Here is a 20,512-nt window from a genome sequence, read left to right as displayed (position 1 = left end):
ATTTCTCACCACTAAAATCGAAACGAGGAGTCCATCATGTTGTCTTCCCTTCGCACGCGTCTGGTACTCATTTGCGTTTCCATCGTCGTGCTGTCCATGCTGGCCTTGTCGGTCGCCAATTACATCACGACGCGGAGCAGCATGCTGGCCTCGGCTGACCAGCAGATGCAGCAACTGCTGCACAGCCAGTCGGCCGTGCTGGCGCAATGGGTCGATGGCAAGAAAAAGGTGATGGCGTCCGTCGTCATGTCGGCCGAGACGCCCGATCCGCTGCGCGCCTTCCAGATCGCGGAAAAGGCCGGCGATTTTGCCGAAGTGTTCATCGGCTATGCGGACAAGCGCTCCGTGTTTACCCATCCGGGCCGCCCGGCCGATTTTGATCCCACCGCGCGCGCCTGGTACACGGACACCGTCAAGGCGGGCGTGCCGATGCTGACGCCGCCGTACGTGGATGCGGCCAGCCACAAGCTGGTGGTGTCGTTTACGGCGCCCGTCGGCCCGAAAGAGGCGTTGCTGGGCGTGGCGGGGGCCGACGTGCTGCTCGATACGGTCATCGCCAACGTGGTGGCGATCAAGCCGACGCCGCACAGTTTTGCCTTCCTTGTCGACCAGAGCGGCACCATCATCGCCCATGCGAACAAGGAACTGAGCCTGCAGCCGGTGGCGAAACTCGACGCGGCGCTGTCGGCCGCGCAGATCAACCGGCTGGAAAGCGCGCGCCAGAGCGACGCCGTCCGCCTGAACGACCGCGACGGCATGCTGTACGTCACGCGCGTGGCGGGGACAAGCTGGCTGCTGGCCGTGGTGCTCGACCAGCAGGAAGCCATGCAAGCCTTGCAGACGATGCTGACGACGGCCACCGTCACGGCCGTGCTGCTGGCCGGCGCGGCGGCGGTGCTGCTGTCGCTGCTGGTCTTTAAAATGCTCAAGCGCCTGGAGCTGGTGCGCGATGCGCTTGACGACATCGCCTCGGGCGAAGGCGACCTGACGCGCCGCCTCGACGCTTCCGGCGTGGATGAACTGGCGCAGATCGCAGACGCCTTCAACCGCTTCATCGACAAGATCGCCGCCGTGCTGGTGAAAATCCGCACGGCCAGCGAATCGGTCAAGGTGTCATCAATGGAAATCGCCGCCGGCAACCAGGATTTGTCGTCGCGCACGGAACAGCAAGCCAGCTCGCTGGAAGAAACGGCCGCCTCGATGGAGGAGCTGACCAGCACCGTGAAACAGAATGCCGACAATGCGCGCCAGGCCAACCAGATGGCGCAATCGGCGTCCGGCGTGGCCAGCAAGGGCGGGCAAGTGGTGGCGCAGGTGGTCGAGACCATGGCCTCGATCAACGATTCGTCGAAGAAGATCGTCGACATCATCAGCGTCATCGACGGCATCGCCTTTCAGACGAACATCCTGGCCCTGAACGCGGCCGTCGAAGCGGCGCGCGCGGGCGAGCAGGGACGCGGCTTTGCCGTGGTGGCGACGGAAGTGCGTAATCTGGCCCAACGATCCGCTGGCGCAGCGAAGGAAATCAAGCTGCTGATCGACGATTCGGTGGGCAAGGTCGATTCGGGCGCGCGCCTGGTCGACGAGGCCGGCACGACGATGCAGGAAATCGTCGACAGCGTGCGCCGCGTGACCGACATCATGGGCGAGATCACGGCCGCCAGCGTCGAACAGAGTTCCGGCATCGAGCAGGTGAACCAGGCCATCGCGCAAATGGACCAGGTGACGCAGCAGAATGCGGCCCTGGTGGAAGAGGCTGCGGCTGCGGCGGAAAGCCTGCAAGACCAGGCCGGCACCCTGGCGCAGGTGGTGGGCGTGTTCAAGCTCGATGACGGGCAAGCGCCGCAGCAGCAGAAACCGCAGCCGCAGCCAGCCAGGCCCGTGGTGCGCGCGCCCATCGCGCCGCGCATCGCCAGCCGTCCCGCAAAAACGCCCGTCGCCAAGCCCGAGCGCAGCGACGAGTGGGAAACGTTCTAGGCGCGCCGGGGCGCCAGGGTCGGCGCCATCTGCTTCGCCACCTCGAAAAAAGCGTTGGTGGCGGGCGTGTTCTGACGCCGGTCGCGCACGGCCAGGCCCACCTTGCGGCTGACGGGCGGATGTAATGGCAGGGCGACCAGCTCCGGATATTGTTCCCGCAGGCGCTGCGGCAGGGCCAGTTCGGCCACGATGGAGACGCCATCGCCGCGGCTGACCATGTCGAGGATGGTAATCACCTGGCTGATGCGGTAGGGGACATTCGGCTGCAGGCCCGCGTTGGCGAACAGCGGTTCGATCAGGCAGGCGCAGCCCGCCTCGGACATGATGAACGGCCCTTCGCACAGCTGCGCCAGGGTGATGGCCGTTTCGCTGGCCAGCGGGTGGCTGCGCGGCACCAGCGCCATCATCTGGTCTTCCACCAGCGGCGCCGTATCGAAGCGCTCGTCGGGCAGCACGACGAAGCCCACATCGACGCGGCGTTCGCGTATCCACTGCACCACTTCATGGTCGGCGCCCTCGTCGATGCGCAGGGTGATGCCGGGATAGCGCAGGCGGAACTGCGCCGTGATGGCCGGCAGCAAATTCAAGGACGAGGTGGGGCCGAAGGAACCGATGCGCAAGCTGCCCTGGCGCTGGCCCAGCACATCGGCCGCTTCCTGGCGCATGGCTTCCGACAGGCCGAGGATTTCACGCGCGCGAACCAGCAGCTGGCGGCCCACGTCCGTCAGCTCGGCCGAGGCCTGGTGGCGCACGATCAGGTCCACGCCCATTTCCCTTTCCAGCGCTTTTAGCGCATGCGAGACGGCCGACTGGCTGATGCCCAGCTGCGCGGCGGCGGCGGAAAAGCCGTGCAGTTCGGCCACCAGGGTAAAAATTTCCAGTTGCGTGAAGGTCATGGCTGTGGTTTTCCTGTGCTATGAGTATTTACTCATTATTTCATGAGTTGATATTAGTATTAATATATAAGTGTACACCACCCGCCGCGCAAGCGGCCTCACAGGAACTCCCATGTCTTCATCCGCCTTGCCCTCTGCCGCCTTGCCTGCCGCGCAATCGCCGCTCGTCTACCTTAAACTGATTTTCGTCGCCCTGTTCTGGGGCGGCACCTTTATCGCGGGCCGCGTGCTGGCGCAGCAGATGCCGCCGATGACGGCGGCCAGCGGGCGCTTCGGCGTCGCCGTGATCCTGCTGCTCGTGTTGGCGTGGAAACTGGAAGGCGGCTTGCCGCGCCTGGACCGCAAGCAGCTGGCGACGACGGCGGCGCTGGGCCTGACGGGCATCTTTCTGTACAACCTGTGTTTCCTGGCGGCCCTGTCGCGCATGCCAGCCGGGCGCACGGCGCTGTTCGTGGCGCTGAACCCCATCGTCACGGCGCTGGCCTCGGCCATGCTGTTTCGCGAACGGCTGGGATCGTTCAAGTGGCTGGGCATCATGCTGGCGTTTTGCGGCACGGCCATCGTCATCACGCGCGGCGATCTGGCCGGCGTGCTGCACGGCGCGGGCGGCGGCATCGGCATGGGCGAAGTATTCATGTTTTGCGGCATTTCCAGCTGGGCCGCCTATACCCTGATCGGCCGGGTCGCGCTGAAGGGCCTCTCGCCGATTGCCGCCACCACGTATGCCTCGATGTGGGGCCTGGCCTTTTTGCTCGTGGGGGCGGTGGTGGAGTTCCCGACGGTGCCGTGGCACAGCTTCGGCTGGCAAGTCTGGACCGCCATCGGCTACCTGGGCGTGTTCGGCACGGTGATCGGCTTTGTCTGGTATTACGAGGGCGTCAAGGCGCTGGGACCGTCGCGCACGGCCGTGTTCAACAACCTCGTGCCCGTGTTCGGCATCGTGCTGGCGGCGGGGCTCTTGGGCGAGCCTGTGCTCGCCTCGATGCTGGTGGGCGGCGCGGTGACGATTGCCGGCGTGGTGATGACCAACCGGCAAGCGAAATAATTATTTGGCGCGGCGGCGCTTCGATGGTTTCGCCGGCGCCTTCTTGTGCCGGCTGACGGAAGCGCGCATCACCTTCGGCTCTTCGATGCCGTTCTCGGCCGCCAGCATGCGGCGGATGTTGACGGCGTCCATGGCGCGCACGGAATTGGCGCGCGCGTTGAGCAGGATCATGGTGGCGAATTTGCCGGCCGACTTGATGCGCATGATCAGGCAACGCCCCGCTTCATTCGTGTAGCCGGTCTTCGACAGGCCGATGTCCCAGCCCTTGGCGCCCACCAGGCGGTTCGTGTTGTGGTATTCCACGTCGCGGCCCTTGATCTGGATCACGTCCTTCGAATCGGTGGTGATGCGGCTGATTTCCGGGTAGCGCGAGGCGGCCACGGCCATCTTGACGAGGTCCGCCGCCGTCGACTGGTTGTTCGGCGACAAGCCCGTCGGCTCTTCGATCACGGTCTGGCGCATGCCCAGGGCCTTGATCTTGGCGTTGACGGCCACGGCGAACGCGGTCGGGCCGCCGGGGAAGGTGCGCGCCAGCGAGGCGGCGGCGCGGTTGTCGGACGACATCAGCGCAAGTTGCAGCACGTCATGGCGGCTCAGGGTGGCGCCCACGGGCACGCGCGAGGTGCTGTGTTTCAAAGTGTCGACATCCTCGCGGTCGATGCTGATCTCTTCCTGCATATTCGCCTTGGAGTCGAGCACGACCATGGCCGTCATGAGCTTGGTCAGCGAGGCGATCGGCACCACCACGTTGGAATTTTTTTCAAGCAAGATTTTGCCTGTGCCGTCTTCGACTACCAGGATCGACTGGGAACCGAAGGGCACGGCGATGGCCGCTGTCGAAAGCGTCATCAGCACCGCGGCGAACATTTTTTTGAGCATGGGATTGTAATGGGAAAGCAGTTTTGGGGCGCCATCAGGGGCGCTGCGCGCAAATCCGGAACGGGGCCGCGCGGGGACGCGGCGTGTATCTCGGAGGCAATATTTGCCAAGCTTAAACAATACCATTAAAGATCAAGCGATGTCTACGGAATAAGGGCGCCACAGGCGGCGCTGCGGCCAATTTGGCGAATAAAAACGGTTATTCTTGCCGTAGTGAAAATTGTTACGCAATTATTAATTTCGCTATGGAAACTTCATATTATTTCAGCAATATTGGCAGACTTGATCCGGCAGGCGCCGCGCGCTTCGTCGTTGATGCCCGCCGCTTCGTGCTTCGTCGCCCCGCGCTATGCCCTGCAACAGGGGTACCGTAGACTGCGTTCATGCCTGAATCACGGACCACGGAGAACGCATCGTGTTAAAAAAATATATGCAATGGTATCGCGGCATCGACGAAGAATCGCTGCGCGTGCTGCAACATCCCGAGATGGCGGAGCAGGTCCAGGGACGGGTGCGTCGCTACGTCGCCATGAAGCTGGTGAAACTGACGCCGATCGAGCGCCAGCAGTTGCACGCTTTCCTGCTCAAGTATCGTGGTGCCGGTTTTTACATTGCCGCGTTCAAGCTGATGCTGTTGTTCAGCGCCATCGGCGTCGCCCTGCACCTGCTGCTGCCGGCCAGGTTCGAATTGCTCAAGGCCCTGGTCTTCAGCAACGGCCTGGGTTTTGCGCTGGCGTGGGGCCTGGTGGGCGTCTGGTTCAATTACCGCAGTTCCGTGCGCCACAAGTTCAAGAAACTCTTGCTGATCGTCTCGACCTGCGCGGCAGGGGTAGCCGTCGGCGTGCTGCTGGCCGGTTGGAGCGATACCGGCTCCATGGACATGGCCTTCGAGCGCTTGCTGCGCGTGGGCGGCATCGCCTTGCTGGTGGCTGGCCTGTTTTATATGGTGCCGCTGGCGATCGTCACCAGCTGGCGCAACCGCCAGTACGAAGCGCTGACCCTGCAGCTGCAGCAGGATGCCGAGCGCGACCGACTGGCGCGCGAACTGAGCGAATCGCAGCTGCGTCTGCTGCGCGCGCAGATCGAACCGCATTTCCTGTTCAATACCCTGGGCGCCGTGCAGCAACTGGCCGAGCAGGGCGCGCAAGGCGCAGCCAAGGCAGCGGCATTGACGGCCGATCTGATCGCCTTCCTGCGCGCCAGTCTGGCGGAGATGCGCAGCGAGCAAGTGCCCTTGCAAAGCGAGTTCGACATGGTGGCCGCGTATTTGCGCGTGATGCAGGCGCGCCTGGGCTCGCGCCTGCGCTATGCGCTGGACTTGCCGGCCGAGTTTGCGCACGCGACGATACCCAGCATGATCTTGCTGACCCTGGCGGAAAATGCCATCAAGCATGGTATTGAACCATCGTTGCGCGGTGGCGAGATCCGCCTCTCGGCGCTGCGGGTGGACGGCATGCTGCGCCTGCGCGTGCAGGACACGGGCATGGGCTTGCCGGAAAGCGGTGCGGGCAGCGTGCCCGGAGGCGGCCTGGGCCTGGAAAACGTGCGCAGCCGGCTGTTGCTGTCCGATCCGTCCGCCAGCCTGAGCCTGCGCGACGGCGAAGAGGGCGGCATGATCGCTGAAATAGTGCTGCCCATTAAAATTGCATCCAACCTGAAAGAACCTGTCGCATGAACACCACCATCCTGATCGCCGAAGACGAACCCCTGATGCGCGAGCGCCTGCAAATGCTGCTGGCGCAAGCCTGGCCCGAGGCGCAAGTCGTGCTGGTGGCGGAAAACGGCAACGACGCCTGGGACGGTTTCCTTGAGCATGAGCCGGACGTGGTTTTCCTCGACATCCGCATGCCTGGCCTGTCGGGCCTGGAAGTGGCCGAGCGCATCGGCAAGCGCGCCCACGTCGTGTTCGTCACCGCCTACGACCAGTACGCCGTCGATGCGTTCGACGCGGGCGCCGTCGACTATCTGTTGAAACCCGTGCAGGCCGAGCGGCTGCAGCGCGCGCTGGCCCGGCTGCGCGACAAGCTCGGTGCGCAGCCGGCCGACATGGCCAATTTATTGCAGTCGCTGCGCGCCGCCTTGCCGGCGCCGCCGCGTGACAAGTTGAAATGGATCAAGGCCAGCGTGGGCAAGCAGATCCGCCTGATCGACATCGACGACGTGCTGTTCTTCCAGGCCGACACCAAGTACACGCGCGTGGTGCTGGCCGGCTCGGAAGCGCTGGTGCGCACGCCGCTGAAGGATTTGCTGGGCGGACTCGATCCGGAACAGTTCTGGCAAATCCACCGCGGCACCATGGTCAACGTGAAAGCCATCGAGGCAGCCGAGCGCATCGACGCCGAGCGCATGCAGGTGCTGGTGCGTGGCAGCAAGGAAAAGCTGCCCGTCAGCCGCACGTTTACGTATTTGTTCAGGGATTGATATGATGGCAATATTTTTAATCTGCCACTGAAATGGACATCTCATGACAATCTTGCGCCGCTGGTTCTCCGCCATCCTTCTTTCCTTGCTCGCTTGCACGGCTGCCACGGCAGCGCAGAAGGAGGAAAAGGTGGTGTATCACGTCAATGACGCCAGCAATGCCACGGCTGCGCTGAAAAATATCCGCAATCACCTGGACGCCAGCCCCCAGGCCACCATCGTGCTCGTCGCGCATGGCCCCGGCATCGATTTTCTGCTCGACGGCGCCATCGACAAGAATGGCACTGCGTATGAAGTGGCGGTGCGCGAGCTGGCCAAGCGGGGCGTGAGTTTTCGCGTCTGCAATAACACCTTGCAAGGACGCAACATCGACCGCCAGCGCGTGCTGCCCGAAGCCGTCATCGTGCCCTCGGGCGTGGCCGAGCTGAGCCGCTTGCAGTGGCAGGAAGGCTATGTGTATATCAAGCCCTGACGCACGCGCCGCTGCCGGATGGCAAGGGCGCGGCGCATGGGAAGCGGGGGCTTACTGGATCTTGGCGATCGACACTTCCGTCGATTTCACCAGGGCGATGACTTCGCTGCCCACTTTCAAGTCCAGGTCCTTGATCGAGCGCGAGGTGATCACCGACGTGACGATGCCGTGCGGCGTTTCCACGTCGACTTCCGAGACCACGGGGCCAAAGATGATTTCCTTGATCTTGCCGCGAAACTGGTTGCGTACATTCACTTCCGAGATAGCCATGATATTTCCTTTGAACCCGTAATACGCCATGTGGCGCGACAAGGCCAGAGTACGGCGCGCACGCGGTTTTGACCACGAATCGATGCGCATATCGATATGCGCAAACAGGCGCGCACATGAAAAAACCGGGAACAAGTCCCGGTTTTTATTGATGTGGCGCAAACTTACTTCTGATAAATCTTGTCGAACTCGCCACCATCGTCAAAATGTTTCTTTTGTGCCTGTTTCCAGCCGCCAAAGACGTCATCGATGGTAAACAGGCTGATCGGCTTGAAACTGGCCGCGTACTTCTTCGCTACCGCTGCCGAACGGGGGCGCAGGTAGTGCTTGGCGACCAGTTCCTGGCCCGGCTCCGAGTACAGGTATTGCAGGTAGGCCGTGGCTTCCTTGCGCACGCCGCGGCGGTCGACCACCTTGTCGACGACGGCCACGGGCGACTCGGCCAGGATGGAGATGCTTGGATACACCACTTCGAAGTTGTCGCCGAATTCGGCGCGCACCAGTTGCACTTCATTTTCAAACGTCACCAGCACGTCGCCGATTTCACGCTGGGTAAACGTGGTGGTGGCGCCGCGGCCGCCGCCGTCAAGCACGGGCACGTTCTTGAACAGCTTGGTCACCAGTTCGCGCGCCTGCGCTTCGCTGCCGCCTTTTTTCACGGCATAGCCCCAGGCGGCCAGATACGTGTAGCGGCCGTTGCCCGAGGTTTTCGGGTTCGGCACGATGACCTTGATGCCGGGCTTGGCCAGGTCGTCCCAATCCTTGATGTGTTTCGGATTGCCTTTGCGCACCAGATACACCATGGTGGAATAGAACGGCGCCGCATTGTTCGGGAATTTCTTGGCCCAGTCGGCCACCACCAGGCCGCGATCGACGAGGATATCGATGTCATTCGCCTGGTTCATGGTCACGACGGACGCTTCCAGGCCATCGGCGACCGAGCGCGCCTGCTTGCTCGAGCCGCCGTGCGACTGCTTGATGGTGATGGTTTCACCCGTTTTGGCTTTCCAATCAGCAATAAACGCGGGATTCACATCCTTGAACAATTCGCGCATCACGTCGTACGAGGCGTTCAGCAAAACCACGGGTTCGGCGGCGCTGGCGGCCATCGGCAGGCTCATGGCGGCAGCGGAAGCGGCCAGGGCGCTGGCCAGGAACCAGCGGCGCGAGCGTCGGGTGAGTGTCGCTGCGGCAGTCGATACGGCGTTGGAATGGGTCATGTTGAACTCTTGTTGTGAGAATAGACAGTCATAGTCTAAAATTCCGGCCGGAAAAGAAACGAATTTTTCGTAATATGCTTAGATCCGATTCCCGTTTTTGCTGAAAAACAGATATCGATTTTTGAAATGATTCGTGGGCAAGACGACAGTCAAGGCTTAGCCTGCAAGGGTTCCGTCAAAGGCAAAACCGGTCTGTGGCGTGGCGCGAAAAAACCCGATCGCGCCGCTTGGTGTATAGTCGAATGGCGCGATACAGGGGTAAAACCGTCTGCATCGGCAACTGGAATATTTTGTGAGCGTACATGAGTCTTGAAATTCGTATTGCAACATCGACCGACGCTTTCGAGGCGTGCAACGTATTACGACGCTCCATCGTCGAATGCTGCAGCCTCGATCATCGGGACGATCCGGCCATCCTGGAAGCCTGGCTGGGCAATAAAACACCGCAGATGGTGGCGTGCTGGTTTGCGTCGCCTACCAATTTTTCGCTGGTCGCAGTCGAGCAGGGCGCCGTCGTCGGCGTCGGCTTGCTGACGCGCGCCGGCAAGCTGGCCCTGTGCTACCTGCTGCCCGAGGCGCAAGGCCAGGGGGGCGGCAAGGCCCTGGTGGAACAGCTGGAAGCGCAGGCGCGCGAGTGGGGCATCAAGGCCCTGCAACTGCACAGCACGGCCAGCAGCCAGGCCTTTTTTGTCAAGCGGGGCTATATCGAGGCGGGCAATGTGCGCTCGCCCTATGGTGTGGAAACGATTTTTTGTTGGAAACAGATTGACTCCGCAGGCATCGCTAGCGGCGACCCCAAGCGCAAGCGTTTTTGCAACTGCAATTCGGCCTGACGGCTATCCCGCACTTCAGCCCGCCCATCCGGCGGCGGGCCTTTCCCTCACTTTGCATATTTCCCTTCAGTAACTGATCTGGATATACACGCCTTGTTGCATGCCTTGTTGCGCGTTATCGTTTGCTGGCAGCAAGGTGCCGCCGGCAAACAGTTTCAGTTCGCCGGGCGCGAACGCCAGCCAGTCTTCGTTTTGCGTCAGCGGATGCGTGGCGATGACGGCGATGCGGTCGTCCAGGTGGTTGTGCTGGCGAAAGTCGATGCTGCGCTCGCAGTCGATCAGTTGCGCCACGGAAAACGGGTATTCGCGTATCACGTAGTGCAAATGCGTGGAACAGTGGGCAAACAGCAGTTCGCCGTCCGACAGGATGAAATTGAAGCTGCCGTGCGCGGCAATCTCGCGCGCCACCTCGGCGATGGCGGCGCGTAGCGCGGCGCGCGCCGGTTCACCTGCGGGAAACTGCGTGCGCAAGCGGGCCAGCAGGTGGCAAAACGCCTGTTCGCTGTCCGTGTCGCCGCTGGCGCGGTAGCAGGCATTGGCGGGCGGGCGCCACGTTTTCAAGTCGCCATTGTGGGCGAAGGACCAGGTCTTGCCCCACAGTTCGCGGGCGAACGGGTGCGTGTTTTCCGGCGCGATGCGGCCCTGCGTGGCCTTGCGGATGTGCGCGACGATGTTTTTCGCCTTCACGGGATGCTGCTGCACGATGGCCGCCAGCGGCGAATCGACGGCCGCCAGGTGATCCGTCAGCAAGGTGCAGCCGCTACTGGAATGATAGGCGATGCCCCAGCCGTCGCGGTGCTCGTCCGTGCGTCCGCCCCGCTCGGCAAAGCCGGCAAAGGAAAATCCCAGCGCGGCCGGCTTGCTGCTGTTCATTGCGAGTAACTGGCACATGGCGGCCCTTCCTGATGGTATCTGTACACGCCCACAGTAAGGGCGCTCGCCAGGGGCGGGAACGAATGTTTCCATCTATCGTTATGCGCTGGCCGTCGCATCTCTTATGTGCTGGGCGCATATCAAATGGCGAAACCATTCGTTCTTCTTTGCTTGGCGCTGCCTTACTCTGCACACTTTGGCGCCGTCCTCCCCATGCGGGATGCCGGCGCGGCCCGATGAAGGAGCACGTATGCCATTTCCCGTCCTGAAAAACTACCTGGCCCGTCTGTCGCACCAAACCCAGGCCGGCACCAGCGTCTGGCTCGACGACGAGGGCAGGGCGCTGGGGCGCTTTTTCAATTGCACCATGACCAGCGCCTTCCAGCCGCTGCGCGAACTGGACAGCGGCAAGCTGGTGGCGTTCGAGGGGCTGGCGCGCAGCGTGTCGAAGGCGGACGAGGGCTTGTCGCTGTGGCGTTTGCTCGATCACGCGGCCAGCGACGACGAATCGGTGGAGCTGGACCGGCTGTGCCGCATGCTGCACGCCATCAATTTTTTTCGCCAGGGCGAAGCGGAGCAGTCCGATCTGTACCTGAACGTGCATGACCGCCTGCTGAGCGCCGTCAGCAGCAATCACGGCCACGCCTTCCAGCGCATCCTCGACGCGCTGGGCTTGCCCATCGAGCGCATCGTGCTGCAATTGCCGACGGTGACGCCGAACCAGGGCTGGCTGCTCAACTACGTGGCCGACAATTACCGGCGCAACGGTTTCCGCCTGGCCATCAACGTGGCCAGCGTGCAGGAGGCCACGGGCATGCTGGAGCGTTTGCACCCGCATGCGTTCAAGCTCGACGCTGGCAACCTCAGCGACGAGGGGGCCGTCGCCAGCTTCGTCACCGTGTGCCATGCGGCGAAAATCCGCGTCATCTTCAAGCGCCTCGACACGCCGGCCGCGCTGGCCGCGCTGCAGCGCGTCGCCACGCTCACGGGCTTGCCCATCGTCGCCCAGGGATATTTATTGGACAAGCCCCTGACGGCGCTGGCGCAGGCAAACCGCGACGTCGCGGCCAGCGTGGCCGCCGCCTAAGGCATCCAATGCTGAAATGAGGGCGACACGATAGGCATTGAGGGTTTTTCTTCGCAGCACAATACGCTATAGTATTCCCATCGTTACATTGGACTGACTATGGCATCGCGCAGAAATTTTCTACATCACGGTATGGGCCTGGCCGCGCTGGGCCTGGTAGCCACCCCTCTCATCGGCTGCGCTTCGCGCACGGCCGCTCCCGCCTCGGCTTCGGCCAGCGCCAAGCCGCGCGCACCGCGCACGGGCGTGCCGTCCCAGCCGACGCAACTGGCCAGCGTCGACCGTTCGATCACATCGCAGTCGCGCCAGGCGATCACGGAGATGGAACCCCCTCCCGACATCTTCGATGCGCAGGCGCTGGATCTGGAATTCTGGCTCAAGCCCCGCACCCTGGAAGTGGTGCGCCCGGCCAGCAATGAAAAGGCGAAATTGCTGTACTGGAAAGATGGCGAAGTCATCGATTCGGCCTACCAGGAACTGTGCCATTTGCTGCGCGACGTGAACGGCAAGAAGACGGCCCCCATCGACCCGAAACTGCTGGAAACCCTGTGGGGCACGCAAGCGTTCGTGGCCCGCTACGGCATCGAGCAGCCGCTGGAAATCCTGTCGGGCTACCGCACGGCCGAGTCGAACAGCCGCCTGCGCGAAGCGGGTGTGCCCGCCGCGCGGCAGTCGCTGCACATCTCGGGCCGCGCCGCCGACATCCGCGTGGCGAACCTGAACGCGGAAGTGCTCGGTTCGCTGGTACGCAGCTTCAAGCAGGGCGGCGTGGGCTTTTATTACCGCTCCGGCCCGCGTGGCGGCTGGATTCATGCCGATACGGGCTTGCAGCGCGTCTGGAAAGGCTAAGACTTTTTAGTCGTAGTGGTAGGGCGGCTCGGGCACGCTGTCGGCTTGGATCAGTTCCAGTTCGTGCAGGTTGGCGGGGCGCTCCCACCAGATGCGCCAGCCCTGGCGCTGGCTTTCCCGCACTGCGGGATGCGCTTGCAGATAGCCGTCGATAAAGCGGGTAAAGTCCGATACATAACCGCTGCGGCGGTAGGGAAGTCGACGCGGCATGGCTGCTCCTTTCTTGCCTTGCCTGGCTTTTGACCTCTGGCGCACGCAAAAGTGCCGCGCTCTCTTCCATGAAACTCTCCAGCCATAACATCGAACTGTTCCTGGCCGTCGTCGACGGCGGTTCGTTTTCGGCCGCCGCGCGCGCCCTGCGCCGGGCGCCGTCGGCCGTCAGCATGGCGATGGCCAATATCGAGGCGGAACTGGGCATCGCCCTGTTCGACCGCGGCGCGCGCAAAGCCGTGCCCACGCCGGCCGCGCTGGCGCTGCTGCCGCATGCGCGCCTGATCGCCGAACAGTTGAAACAGTTGCACCTGCACGTACAGGAATTGTCGCAGGGCCTGGAAAGCCGCATTTCGCTGGGCATCGCGGCCGAGCTCGACCATACGCCGTTCCTGGCGGCCGTGCGCGCGCTGTCGCAGCGCCATCCCTTGCTCGACATCGAAGTGCTGACGGCGCCGCAGGACGATGTGCTCGACATGCTGCACCGGGGCCGCATCAGCGCCTGCATGGCCTTCGCCGGCGGGCGCATCAATCACGAGGAACAGTTCCAGCTGGTGGGCAGCGATGCCTTGCTGGCAATTATTTCCACCCAGCATCCGCCCGACGTGGCGGGCCGGCCCCTGTATATCGAGGAGTTGGTGAATTTGCGCCAGATCATCGTCGCCAGCCGCGAACTCGACCTGGCCGATGCGCGCCCCGTGGTGGGCTTGTCTTACTGGCGCACGGACAGCTTGCCGATGGCGCTGGCGATGGTGGAGGCGGGACTGGGCTGGGGCAATTTTGCCGCCTCGGCCATCAAGGACTCGCTGGCGGCGGGGCGGGTGCGCCGCGTGGCGTTCAAGAATACGGGCAATGGCCTGGTCGTGCCCATCCACCTGGTGTGGAGGAAGGACCGGCCGCTGGGCATGGCGGCGCGGTCCTTTCTTCAGTTGCTCAGCGAAGCGGCCTGAACGTTGCCGGGCTCTTCCTTGGGCTGCTGCGCCGACAGGGGCACGCCGAACAGGCCGTCGAAGAAGTAATTGAAGATGAAGCTGTAGCAGGGGATGATCAGCATCAGCGCGAAGTCCAGCACGAACGCTTGCCACAAGCTGATATCGAGCCACCAGGCGATCAGCGGGATCAGGTAAATCACCAGCGTGATCTGGAAGCCGATCGCGTGCAGGATGCGGCGCCAGACGGTGCGCGTGCGCGACACCTGGCGGATTTCCCAGTATTCGAAGGCCGTGTTGTAGAGCAGGTTCCAGATCACGGCTATGGTGGTGATCATGATCGCCAGCGGCCCGGTACTGGTGGGCGACTCGCCCGAAAGCAGGGTCAGCCAGGCCGTGGAAATGGCCATGCCGATGATTTCAAAGGCGGTGACGTAGACGATTTTGCGTTTGATGCCTTGCATGTAAAGCCTGTAAAGAAGAGATGGCGCGTATTTTAAGTCAGGTATGCTGATGTTAAAAGTTGATAGCTATCAGTTTTTCTGATGAATTGATGCGCGTAATCGCATATTGCCTGCGAACGAGGGATAATGGCGGCTGGCGGGCAACCGGTCCCGCGCATCACCGCAGAACATCACCGCAGAAAAGGTCAACGAGCATGCAAGGCGCAGCAGACAGCAACATCCCCGATATCCCGGATTCCCCCGCCAGCGCGGACGAACGTCCCCGTTTTCGCCCCGTTCCGTGGCAGCACCTGGAAACGCCGTACGACGTGGAAGTGTGGATCGAGGAACATAACCGCAGCATGCAGGACAATATCCGCGCCACGGAAACGGGCGTGGGCATCTGCTTTACCCTGGCCGAAGGCGGCGATATCTATATGCAGACGAGCGCCGATGGCGCCGTCGTGCTCGACGTGACGCCGGACGCGGCCTGGGTGGCTCCATTGATCAGTTCTGCGACGGGCTGCGAGACGCCGGACTCGTCCCTGTGGATCTTGCCTGACGATAAGCTGATCCAGCTGATCGTGGGGCTATCGAGCCTGGTGGCCAGCACCTTGCTGGTGGTGGGCCATGATTTCGGCTTGCGCCGGCGCAGTATGCGGCAGGGCCGCTGATCGGCCTTGTGGCAGAATCGTTATCCGCGGCAGGCATCGCTCGACACTGCGCGTGGCGCGTGCTAGTCTGGCTATAGCACCCATCTGTTTTCCAGGCGGCCGTGCAAAGGACAGCCATGGACACACCACCGCAAGCGGTACCTGCTCCGGATTCCTTCCCGCGCGGTCACGACGACGTGCCGCGGCATGTCGCGCCCCTGCTTGACGATGGTGTCTTCAGTCCGGAACGGATGAAGGCTGAACGCGAACAAGCGTATTTCAACGACTTGTACCTGCTGGCGCCCGTCGCCTATTTCGTGCTGGGTCTCGATGGCGTCATCGTGCAGATGAACCTGGTGGCGGCCGAACTGTTCGGTCTGCCACGGGAGCGGCCCGGCCACGTGCTGTTCCGTTCTTATATCCACGAGGCGTTCCGTCACGATTACGAGCAGTTCGTGGAGCGCGTGCTCAATAGCAGCGAGCCCGAGCGCATCCAGCTGCAGGTGCAGCCGCCGCCGCCGCGTCCCGGCGCGCGCGCGGCCGGCTTGCCCGTCAGCCTGCTGGGCAGCGCCGACCCGAACGGCCAGGCGCTGCGCCTGGTGCTGGAGCAGGCCGAGGGCAAGCTGGCCGCGCTCGAACGCAGCGAAGAGCGCTTCCGGCGCATCGTGCACAGCGCCGAGGAGGGCATCTGGGAAATCGATGCGCAGGCGCTGACCAGCTTTGTCAATCCGAAGATGGCGCAGATGCTGGGCTGCCATATCGAGGAGATGCTGGGCCAGCCGCTGGCGGCCTTCATGGATGACGAGGGACGCGCCATCCTGGAGCGCAACATTGCGCGGCGCCAGGATGGCATCGTCGAACGCCATGAATTCAAGTTCCTGCGGCGTGACGGCAGCACCTTGTGGGCCACCCTGGCCACCAACCCCATCTTCGACTCCGGCGGCGCCTACCTGGGGGCGCTGGCGCTGGTCAGCGACATCACGGCGCAGCGCGCGGCGTCCGAGCGCATCTGGCGGCAAGCCAATTTCGATCAGCTGACGGGCTTGCCAAACCGCCACATGTTTCTCGACCGCCTGCAGCACGAGGCGGCCCATGCCAAACGCGAGGGCGCGTGCCTGGCCCTGCTGTTCATCGACCTCGACCATTTCAAGCAGGTGAATGACCGCCTGGGCCACGAGAGGGGCGACATGCTGCTGCGCCAGGCGGCGCGCCGCATCAGCGAGCGCGTGCGCGCCACCGATACGGTAGCGCGCCTGGGCGGCGACGAGTTCACCGTCATCCTGGCCGGCGTGGGGCAGCTGGGCGGCATCGAGCGCGTGCTGCAGGAGCTGACGGCCGCGCTGGCCCTGCCTTTCTTGCTCGATGGCGATACGGCGCAAGTGTCGGCCAGCGTGGGCGTGGCCCTGTATCCGGCTGACGGCGAGGCGCCGGACAGCTTGCTGCGGCATGCCGACCAGGCCATGTATGCGGCCAAGAGCGCGGGGCGCAACGGCTACAGCTATTTCACGCCGGCCTTGCAGCAGGCGGCCGAGTTGCGCCGCAGCACGGTGCGCGAGATGCGCCTGGCGCTGGCGCAGGAGCAGTTCGAAGTGCATTACCAGCCCATCATCCGCCTGTGCGATGGCGTCATCGAGCGGGCCGAGGCGCTGCTGCGCTGGCGCCATCCGCTGCGTGGCCTGCTGCTGCCCGCCGATTTCATCGCCTTTGCCGAGGCGAACGGTCTGATCATCGATATCGGCGAGTGGGTGTTTCGCCAGGTGGTGCGCCAGGCACGGCAGTGGCAAGACGAGCATGGCACCGCGTTCCAGATCAGCATCAACAAGTCGGCCGTGGAATTTCGTTGCGACGCCGCGCTGTACCAGGACTGGGGCGGGCACCTGGCGCGCCAGGGGCTTGCTCCGGGCGCCATCGTCATCGAAACAAGGGAAGCGGTGCTGCTCGACGAGGCGTGCCAGGTGGTCGACCGGCTACGCCAGTTGCGCGCCATGGGCCTGGCGCTGGCGCTCGACGATTTCGGCAGCGGCCAGGTATCGCTTGCGTGCCTGAAAACGGCCGATATCGACATGCTCAAGATCAACCGTTCCCTGATCGGCGAGTTGGGACGCGACGATGCCGGATTGGGCCTGTGCCAGGCGATCATTGCGCTGGCGCAGCGGCTGGGGCTGAAAGTCGTGGCCGAAGGTGTGGAAACGGCATCGCAGCGCGATTTGCTGCGCGCCGCCGGCTGCGATTATGCGCAGGGATATTTCTTTTCCCGTGTGTTAGCGGCAGGACAGATGGATCGCCTGCTGGCGGCTCAGGCGGCTGCCTGAACGGTCGCGCGCGCCAAGGCAGCGCACGCGGGGGAGAGCTTACTTCAGGCCCAGCAGGGCGACGACGCGCTCGCGGCTGATGCCGACCAGGGCCGAGCTGATGGCCAGCAGCGATTCATAGCCGGGCTGGCTGGCCTTTTGCGTGAAGTTTTCCGCCAGGGTATCCATGCTGACGCTCTCTTGCACCGGTTGTGCGCGGGCCACCCGTCCCGTCGCTTGCGCCAGCGCCAGGCTGACGGAACTGCGCGCCGCCTGCAACTGCGCCAGCGCCTGCACCACTTGCTGCAAGGTGGCGCGCAAGGCTTCCACGTCGCCGGTATGCCATTCTTCCGGGGCGATGGCGGCCGGTTCCGCATCCGTGCGCACGCGGCTCATCTGGCCGGTCGGATAGCGGATGCCGCTGCCGCGCACGGACAGGCTGTCGCGCACGTTGGCCCAGGCCGCTTCTGACGTGCTGAACACCAGCTCGCCATTCTCGCCCAGCTTGACGCCGATGCCTGACGGCATGAGTGCGCGGTCGAAGCGGGACACGATTTCGCTCTCGCTCAGGCCAGGTTCGATATTCACCGAGCGCAAGGCCTGGTTCGCGCCGCCGACGGAAAACGCCAGCACTTCCTGCGGACCTTCCTGCAGGCTGGCCATGGTCAGGCCGCGGATGCTGAACTGCTGCTGTGCCGATTGCGGGCTGGTATAGCCGAGCTGTGCGTCGAGCGTGCCGGCCGAGGCGCTGGCGCGCTGGCGCCAGGTATTGCTGAACTGGCGCACGCGCGCTTCGACTTGCCCCTCACGGCCCTGGCGCGCGGCCAGCTTGGCCGCCAGCTCGCTTTTCAGCGCTTGCAGCTGGCTGCTGCTGCGTTCCAGGTAATCGAGCGTTTGCTGCGCGTTGGAAATTTCTCCCTGCAGCTGGTGATCCCAGTTGCTCAGGCCGCGCTTCAGGCTTACCGTCGAACTCCTCGCCGCCGGCGCCTCGCTGCGCGTGCTGGCGCTGCCATTGATGGTAGCGGACGCGTCATCGACCACGCGGGCTGTGCCGGCGCCTTTGGCATTAACGCCGGAAGAGGAGGAGGTCTGAACGATTTGCATGATGGTCAGAGAAGGTCAAACAGGGAAATGGTACCCACCTTGGCATAGGCCTTGTACGTGGCCTGCAGCGCCGTCTGGTAGCCGTTCAGGTCAATCGCGGCCGCGCCCATGTCGGTCTTCTTCAGATCGGACAAGGCCATGTCGTTCGACAGCGAGACGTTGCTCAGATTGCCGGACAGCGTGGAGAGGATGTTTTGCGCACCGCCGAAGATGGCGATCTTGCCTGAAAGTAATTCCATGCCATCATCGGTGCCATCGAGCGCGGCGACCACCACGCCGCGTACGGCTGGATCGCTGGGGCTGAGGCCGGGTTTGCCCAGCGTGTCGATGGCCTGGTCGATCTTGTTCAGCCATACTTGCAGCTTGTCCACATCAACGTTGGCCGTCTGCGTCACGCCATTGCCCACCACGACGGTCTGCGTGTCGGTATTGCCGATGTAGGTGTAGCGCGAACCTGCAGTTGCGGCCGCATCGTATTTGATTGCGGGCTGGTCGGTAGCAGTGCCGGAAAACATGTAGCGGCCTTCCTGGTCCTTCAGGTTGGCAGTGTAGAGTACGCTGTCGCGCATGGCGATCAGCGATTGCGTCATCGCCTTCAGGTCGTCCGGCGCATTGCTGCCGTCTGCGGCCCATACCAGCAGGTCGCGCGCCTGGCCCATGTCGGTGACCATGCTCGACAGGTAGTTTTCGTTTTTCAGCAGGCGCACTTTCACCGTCGCGATATTGTCCTGGTACTGGCTCACCATGGCTTGCTCGCGCGTCAGGCGCGAAATGCGCACATTGCCGATCGGATCGTCCGATGGCAGCTGGATGCGCAAGCCCGAGGACATCTGCTGGGTCAGGTAATTGATGCGTTCCTGATTTTGCTGAAGAGAAATATTAATCAGCGATTGGTACTGGCTGCTGGCGACACGCATGCTCTTCTCCTTAACCCATCATTTGCAAAGTGGCATCAAACAAGGTCTTCGCCACGGAAATGACTTTCATGTTTGCCTGGTACATATTCTGGAATTCGACCAGGTTCATCGCTTCCTCGTCCTTGTTCACGCCGCTGGTGGATTTCCAGTCGTCGATGGCTTGCGCACGCACGGTGTTGGAGGTCTTCAGCAGGGCCTGGTTCTGCTGACTGTAGATACCCAGCTTGCCGACCAGCTGCGTGTCGGCATCGCTCATCAGGACATTCCCCACCCAGCTGACGCTGATCGGTTGATTCTTGATGTCGATTAATTTCTGCAAGTTGCCGCTATCGCCAGCGGCGCCCGTCAGCGACAGCGCCAGGTCCTTCGCGTTGAAGCCGGGAGTAATGCCCAGCTTGCCATTTGCGTAGACCAGCAGGGGGCTGCCGTTATTGCCAGGAGGCGGGGCCATGGTCGTGCCCAGGGCCAGCTGCGTGTTGACCTTGCTGGTTAATTGGGTGGCCATGTCTTGCAGCGACTGCTGCAGCGGTTTCAGGGTATTTTGTTCGAAGTCGCCCAGGCCGCCCATCTGGCCGCCGATGGCGACCGGATCGAGGGTGTACGACGATTTGGCGAAATCGAGGGTCAGGGTTTGGTCGCCCGTGTTCGTCATGTTGCTGCTGAGGGTAGCGGCCATGTTGCCGATGACCAGCGGCTGGCCCGATTTCAGCGCGATATTGCGCGAGCCGTCCGGCTGGTCAAGCACGTCGATGCCCATTTGCGCGGCCAGGCCATCGATCAGCTGGTCGCGCGCATCCATCAGCGACGACACATTCGTGCCCGAGGCGGCGGAGGTGCTGATGCGCTGGTTCAGCACGGCGATGTTGGCCAGGGCGGTATTGGCTTGCGGCACGATCGCCGTACGTTGCTGCTGCACCGACAGCAGCTGGTTGCCCATGACGGTGCTGATGCTGTTGAAGCGTTGCGCCATGGCGTCGGCGGAGGTGACGATCTGCTGGCGCAGCGGCGTCGACGTCGGGTCGACGGCGGCCGCGTTCAGGGCCTTGAAGAAACCGTCGATGCCGTTGCTGATGCTGGAGGCGTCGTCACCCATCACGCGCTCGAGCTGCGTCAGGTAAGGCTGGGTCTGCGCACGGGCGCCCT

21 protein-coding genes are annotated in these 20,512 nt (G+C 63.1%); 11 read left to right on the top strand and 10 right to left on the bottom strand.

All coding sequences use genetic code 11. The features are described 5' to 3' along the window. Nucleotides 1-36: 36 nt before the first annotated feature. Nucleotides 37-1,977, top strand: a complete 1,941-nt coding sequence (locus tag K0F86_RS17355; RefSeq protein ID WP_219135555.1) for a methyl-accepting chemotaxis protein — start codon at nucleotides 37-39, stop codon at nucleotides 1,975-1,977. On the opposite strand, the gene K0F86_RS17350 is transcribed toward K0F86_RS17355, so the two are convergent. Beyond that, nucleotides 1,974-2,873 (bottom strand): LysR family transcriptional regulator, encoded by a 900-nt coding sequence (locus K0F86_RS17350; RefSeq protein ID WP_219135554.1) that lies wholly within the window; start codon nucleotides 2,871-2,873, stop codon nucleotides 1,974-1,976. The two genes, K0F86_RS17355 and K0F86_RS17350, sit on opposite strands and share 4 nt — an antisense overlap. A 112-nt stretch (nucleotides 2,874-2,985) precedes the next feature. Here K0F86_RS17350 and K0F86_RS17345 point away from each other — a divergent pair, with 112 nt between their 5' ends. Next, nucleotides 2,986-3,918, top strand: a complete 933-nt coding sequence (locus K0F86_RS17345) for a DMT family transporter (RefSeq protein ID WP_219135553.1) — start codon at nucleotides 2,986-2,988, stop codon at nucleotides 3,916-3,918. Here K0F86_RS17345 and K0F86_RS17340 read toward each other — a convergent pair whose 3' ends face one another. Further along, nucleotides 3,919-4,797, bottom strand: a complete 879-nt coding sequence (locus tag K0F86_RS17340) for a serine hydrolase (protein WP_071077862.1) — start codon at nucleotides 4,795-4,797, stop codon at nucleotides 3,919-3,921. Between the two features lie 430 nt (nucleotides 4,798-5,227). Here K0F86_RS17340 and K0F86_RS17335 point away from each other — a divergent pair, with 430 nt between their 5' ends. From K0F86_RS17335 to K0F86_RS17325, 3 genes are read left to right on the top strand one after another with little or no spacing between them, the layout of a single operon-like run. Beyond that, nucleotides 5,228-6,472: a sensor histidine kinase gene (locus K0F86_RS17335; protein WP_219135552.1), complete on the top strand. Its 1,245-nt coding sequence runs from the start codon at nucleotides 5,228-5,230 to the stop codon at nucleotides 6,470-6,472. Further along, nucleotides 6,469-7,218 (top strand): LytTR family DNA-binding domain-containing protein, encoded by a 750-nt coding sequence (locus tag K0F86_RS17330; RefSeq protein ID WP_219135551.1) that lies wholly within the window; start codon nucleotides 6,469-6,471, stop codon nucleotides 7,216-7,218. Before K0F86_RS17335 ends, K0F86_RS17330 begins: the two co-directional genes overlap by 4 nt. 43 nt (nucleotides 7,219-7,261) lie before the next feature. Then, nucleotides 7,262-7,690 (top strand): DsrE family protein, encoded by a 429-nt coding sequence (locus K0F86_RS17325; protein ID WP_219135550.1) that lies wholly within the window; start codon nucleotides 7,262-7,264, stop codon nucleotides 7,688-7,690. A 51-nt stretch (nucleotides 7,691-7,741) separates the two neighbouring features. Here the strand turns inward: K0F86_RS17325 and K0F86_RS17320 are convergent, their stop codons facing one another. Next, nucleotides 7,742-7,960, bottom strand: a complete 219-nt coding sequence (locus tag K0F86_RS17320) for a molybdopterin-binding protein (protein WP_034757699.1) — start codon at nucleotides 7,958-7,960, stop codon at nucleotides 7,742-7,744. Nucleotides 7,961-8,124: 164 nt separating this feature from the next. After that, nucleotides 8,125-9,180 (bottom strand): sulfate ABC transporter substrate-binding protein, encoded by a 1,056-nt coding sequence (locus K0F86_RS17315; RefSeq protein WP_306823210.1) that lies wholly within the window; start codon nucleotides 9,178-9,180, stop codon nucleotides 8,125-8,127. Between the two features lie 302 nt (nucleotides 9,181-9,482). Between K0F86_RS17315 and K0F86_RS17310 the strand changes: the two genes are divergently transcribed. Further along, nucleotides 9,483-10,013 carry a GNAT family N-acetyltransferase gene (locus tag K0F86_RS17310; RefSeq protein ID WP_219135549.1) on the top strand — a complete coding sequence of 177 codons (531 nt, stop codon included), beginning with the start codon at nucleotides 9,483-9,485 and terminating at the stop codon, nucleotides 10,011-10,013. Between the two features lie 66 nt (nucleotides 10,014-10,079). Here K0F86_RS17310 and K0F86_RS17305 read toward each other — a convergent pair whose 3' ends face one another. Continuing rightward, a complete protein-coding gene (locus K0F86_RS17305) occupies nucleotides 10,080-10,904 on the bottom strand; it encodes a class II glutamine amidotransferase (protein WP_219135548.1) in 825 nt (274 codons plus the stop codon). Between the two features lie 232 nt (nucleotides 10,905-11,136). On the opposite strand from K0F86_RS17305, the gene K0F86_RS17300 reads away from it, so the two are divergent. Continuing rightward, a complete protein-coding gene (locus K0F86_RS17300) occupies nucleotides 11,137-11,973 on the top strand; it encodes an EAL domain-containing protein (RefSeq protein ID WP_219135547.1) in 837 nt (278 codons plus the stop codon). Between the two features lie 99 nt (nucleotides 11,974-12,072). Further along, a complete protein-coding gene (locus tag K0F86_RS17295) occupies nucleotides 12,073-12,822 on the top strand; it encodes a YcbK family protein (RefSeq protein ID WP_374197299.1) in 750 nt (249 codons plus the stop codon). A 6-nt stretch (nucleotides 12,823-12,828) separates the two neighbouring features. On the opposite strand, the gene K0F86_RS17290 is transcribed toward K0F86_RS17295, so the two are convergent. Beyond that, nucleotides 12,829-13,032 carry a DUF3460 family protein gene (locus tag K0F86_RS17290; protein ID WP_219135546.1) on the bottom strand — a complete coding sequence of 68 codons (204 nt, stop codon included), beginning with the start codon at nucleotides 13,030-13,032 and terminating at the stop codon, nucleotides 12,829-12,831. Nucleotides 13,033-13,100: 68 nt separating this feature from the next. Here K0F86_RS17290 and K0F86_RS17285 point away from each other — a divergent pair, with 68 nt between their 5' ends. Further along, nucleotides 13,101-13,982: a LysR family transcriptional regulator gene (locus K0F86_RS17285; protein ID WP_219135545.1), complete on the top strand. Its 882-nt coding sequence runs from the start codon at nucleotides 13,101-13,103 to the stop codon at nucleotides 13,980-13,982. On the opposite strand, the gene K0F86_RS17280 is transcribed toward K0F86_RS17285, so the two are convergent. After that, a complete protein-coding gene (locus tag K0F86_RS17280; RefSeq protein ID WP_219135544.1) occupies nucleotides 13,958-14,425 on the bottom strand; it encodes a PACE efflux transporter in 468 nt (155 codons plus the stop codon). The genes K0F86_RS17285 and K0F86_RS17280 overlap by 25 nt on opposite strands. Nucleotides 14,426-14,619: 194 nt before the next feature. On the opposite strand from K0F86_RS17280, the gene K0F86_RS17275 reads away from it, so the two are divergent. Together K0F86_RS17275 and K0F86_RS17270 are read left to right on the top strand one after the other, a co-directional pair. After that, nucleotides 14,620-15,078, top strand: a complete 459-nt coding sequence (locus K0F86_RS17275) for a hypothetical protein (protein WP_219135543.1) — start codon at nucleotides 14,620-14,622, stop codon at nucleotides 15,076-15,078. 116 nt (nucleotides 15,079-15,194) lie between these two features. Then, nucleotides 15,195-17,369, top strand: a complete 2,175-nt coding sequence (locus K0F86_RS17270) for a bifunctional diguanylate cyclase/phosphodiesterase (protein WP_306823209.1) — start codon at nucleotides 15,195-15,197, stop codon at nucleotides 17,367-17,369. 39 nt (nucleotides 17,370-17,408) lie between these two features. Here the strand turns inward: K0F86_RS17270 and K0F86_RS17265 are convergent, their stop codons facing one another. The 3 genes from K0F86_RS17265 to flgK form a co-directional block, all read right to left on the bottom strand. Then, on the bottom strand, nucleotides 17,409-18,452 hold the full coding sequence (locus K0F86_RS17265) for a hypothetical protein (RefSeq protein ID WP_257572208.1): 1,044 nt from the start codon (nucleotides 18,450-18,452) through the stop codon (nucleotides 17,409-17,411). A 5-nt stretch (nucleotides 18,453-18,457) separates the two neighbouring features. Next, nucleotides 18,458-19,369, bottom strand: coding sequence for a flagellar hook-associated protein FlgL (gene flgL, locus K0F86_RS17260; RefSeq protein WP_219135542.1), 912 nt, complete (start codon nucleotides 19,367-19,369; stop codon nucleotides 18,458-18,460). Between the two features lie 10 nt (nucleotides 19,370-19,379). Further along, on the bottom strand, nucleotides 19,380-20,512 hold a 1,133-nt coding region (flgK, locus tag K0F86_RS17255; protein WP_257572207.1), incomplete at its 5' end, for a flagellar hook-associated protein FlgK.

It is taken from the genome of Janthinobacterium sp. UMAB-60, assembly GCF_900095235.1.
GTDB lineage: Bacteria > Pseudomonadota > Gammaproteobacteria > Burkholderiales > Burkholderiaceae_D > Janthinobacterium.
This window is presented reverse-complemented; position numbering and strand designations above follow the sequence as displayed.

What these genes read in the sequence shown, in the direction of transcription:
- K0F86_RS17275 (WP_219135543.1), top strand. Translation starts at nt 14,620, where the DNA reads ATGCAAGGCGCAGCAGACAGCAACATCCCCGATATCCCGGATTCCCCC.
- K0F86_RS17345 (WP_219135553.1), top strand. Translation starts at nt 2,986, where the DNA reads ATGTCTTCATCCGCCTTGCCCTCTGCCGCCTTGCCTGCCGCGCAATCG.
- K0F86_RS17320 (WP_034757699.1), bottom strand. Translation starts at nt 7,960, where the DNA reads ATGGCTATCTCGGAAGTGAATGTACGCAACCAGTTTCGCGGCAAGATC.
- K0F86_RS17325 (WP_219135550.1), top strand. Translation starts at nt 7,262, where the DNA reads ATGACAATCTTGCGCCGCTGGTTCTCCGCCATCCTTCTTTCCTTGCTC.
- K0F86_RS17355 (WP_219135555.1), top strand. Translation starts at nt 37, where the DNA reads ATGTTGTCTTCCCTTCGCACGCGTCTGGTACTCATTTGCGTTTCCATC.
- K0F86_RS17290 (WP_219135546.1), bottom strand. Translation starts at nt 13,032, where the DNA reads ATGCCGCGTCGACTTCCCTACCGCCGCAGCGGTTATGTATCGGACTTT.
- K0F86_RS17285 (WP_219135545.1), top strand. Translation starts at nt 13,101, where the DNA reads ATGAAACTCTCCAGCCATAACATCGAACTGTTCCTGGCCGTCGTCGAC.
- K0F86_RS17330 (WP_219135551.1), top strand. Translation starts at nt 6,469, where the DNA reads ATGAACACCACCATCCTGATCGCCGAAGACGAACCCCTGATGCGCGAG.
- K0F86_RS17310 (WP_219135549.1), top strand. Translation starts at nt 9,483, where the DNA reads ATGAGTCTTGAAATTCGTATTGCAACATCGACCGACGCTTTCGAGGCG.
- K0F86_RS17265 (WP_257572208.1), bottom strand. Translation starts at nt 18,452, where the DNA reads ATGCAAATCGTTCAGACCTCCTCCTCTTCCGGCGTTAATGCCAAAGGC.
- K0F86_RS17295 (WP_374197299.1), top strand. Translation starts at nt 12,073, where the DNA reads ATGGCATCGCGCAGAAATTTTCTACATCACGGTATGGGCCTGGCCGCG.
- K0F86_RS17305 (WP_219135548.1), bottom strand. Translation starts at nt 10,904, where the DNA reads ATGTGCCAGTTACTCGCAATGAACAGCAGCAAGCCGGCCGCGCTGGGA.
- K0F86_RS17280 (WP_219135544.1), bottom strand. Translation starts at nt 14,425, where the DNA reads ATGCAAGGCATCAAACGCAAAATCGTCTACGTCACCGCCTTTGAAATC.
- K0F86_RS17335 (WP_219135552.1), top strand. Translation starts at nt 5,228, where the DNA reads ATGCAATGGTATCGCGGCATCGACGAAGAATCGCTGCGCGTGCTGCAA.
- K0F86_RS17340 (WP_071077862.1), bottom strand. Translation starts at nt 4,797, where the DNA reads ATGCTCAAAAAAATGTTCGCCGCGGTGCTGATGACGCTTTCGACAGCG.
- flgL (WP_219135542.1), bottom strand. Translation starts at nt 19,369, where the DNA reads ATGCGTGTCGCCAGCAGCCAGTACCAATCGCTGATTAATATTTCTCTT.
- K0F86_RS17350 (WP_219135554.1), bottom strand. Translation starts at nt 2,873, where the DNA reads ATGACCTTCACGCAACTGGAAATTTTTACCCTGGTGGCCGAACTGCAC.
- K0F86_RS17270 (WP_306823209.1), top strand. Translation starts at nt 15,195, where the DNA reads ATGGACACACCACCGCAAGCGGTACCTGCTCCGGATTCCTTCCCGCGC.
- K0F86_RS17300 (WP_219135547.1), top strand. Translation starts at nt 11,137, where the DNA reads ATGCCATTTCCCGTCCTGAAAAACTACCTGGCCCGTCTGTCGCACCAA.
- K0F86_RS17315 (WP_306823210.1), bottom strand. Translation starts at nt 9,180, where the DNA reads ATGACCCATTCCAACGCCGTATCGACTGCCGCAGCGACACTCACCCGA.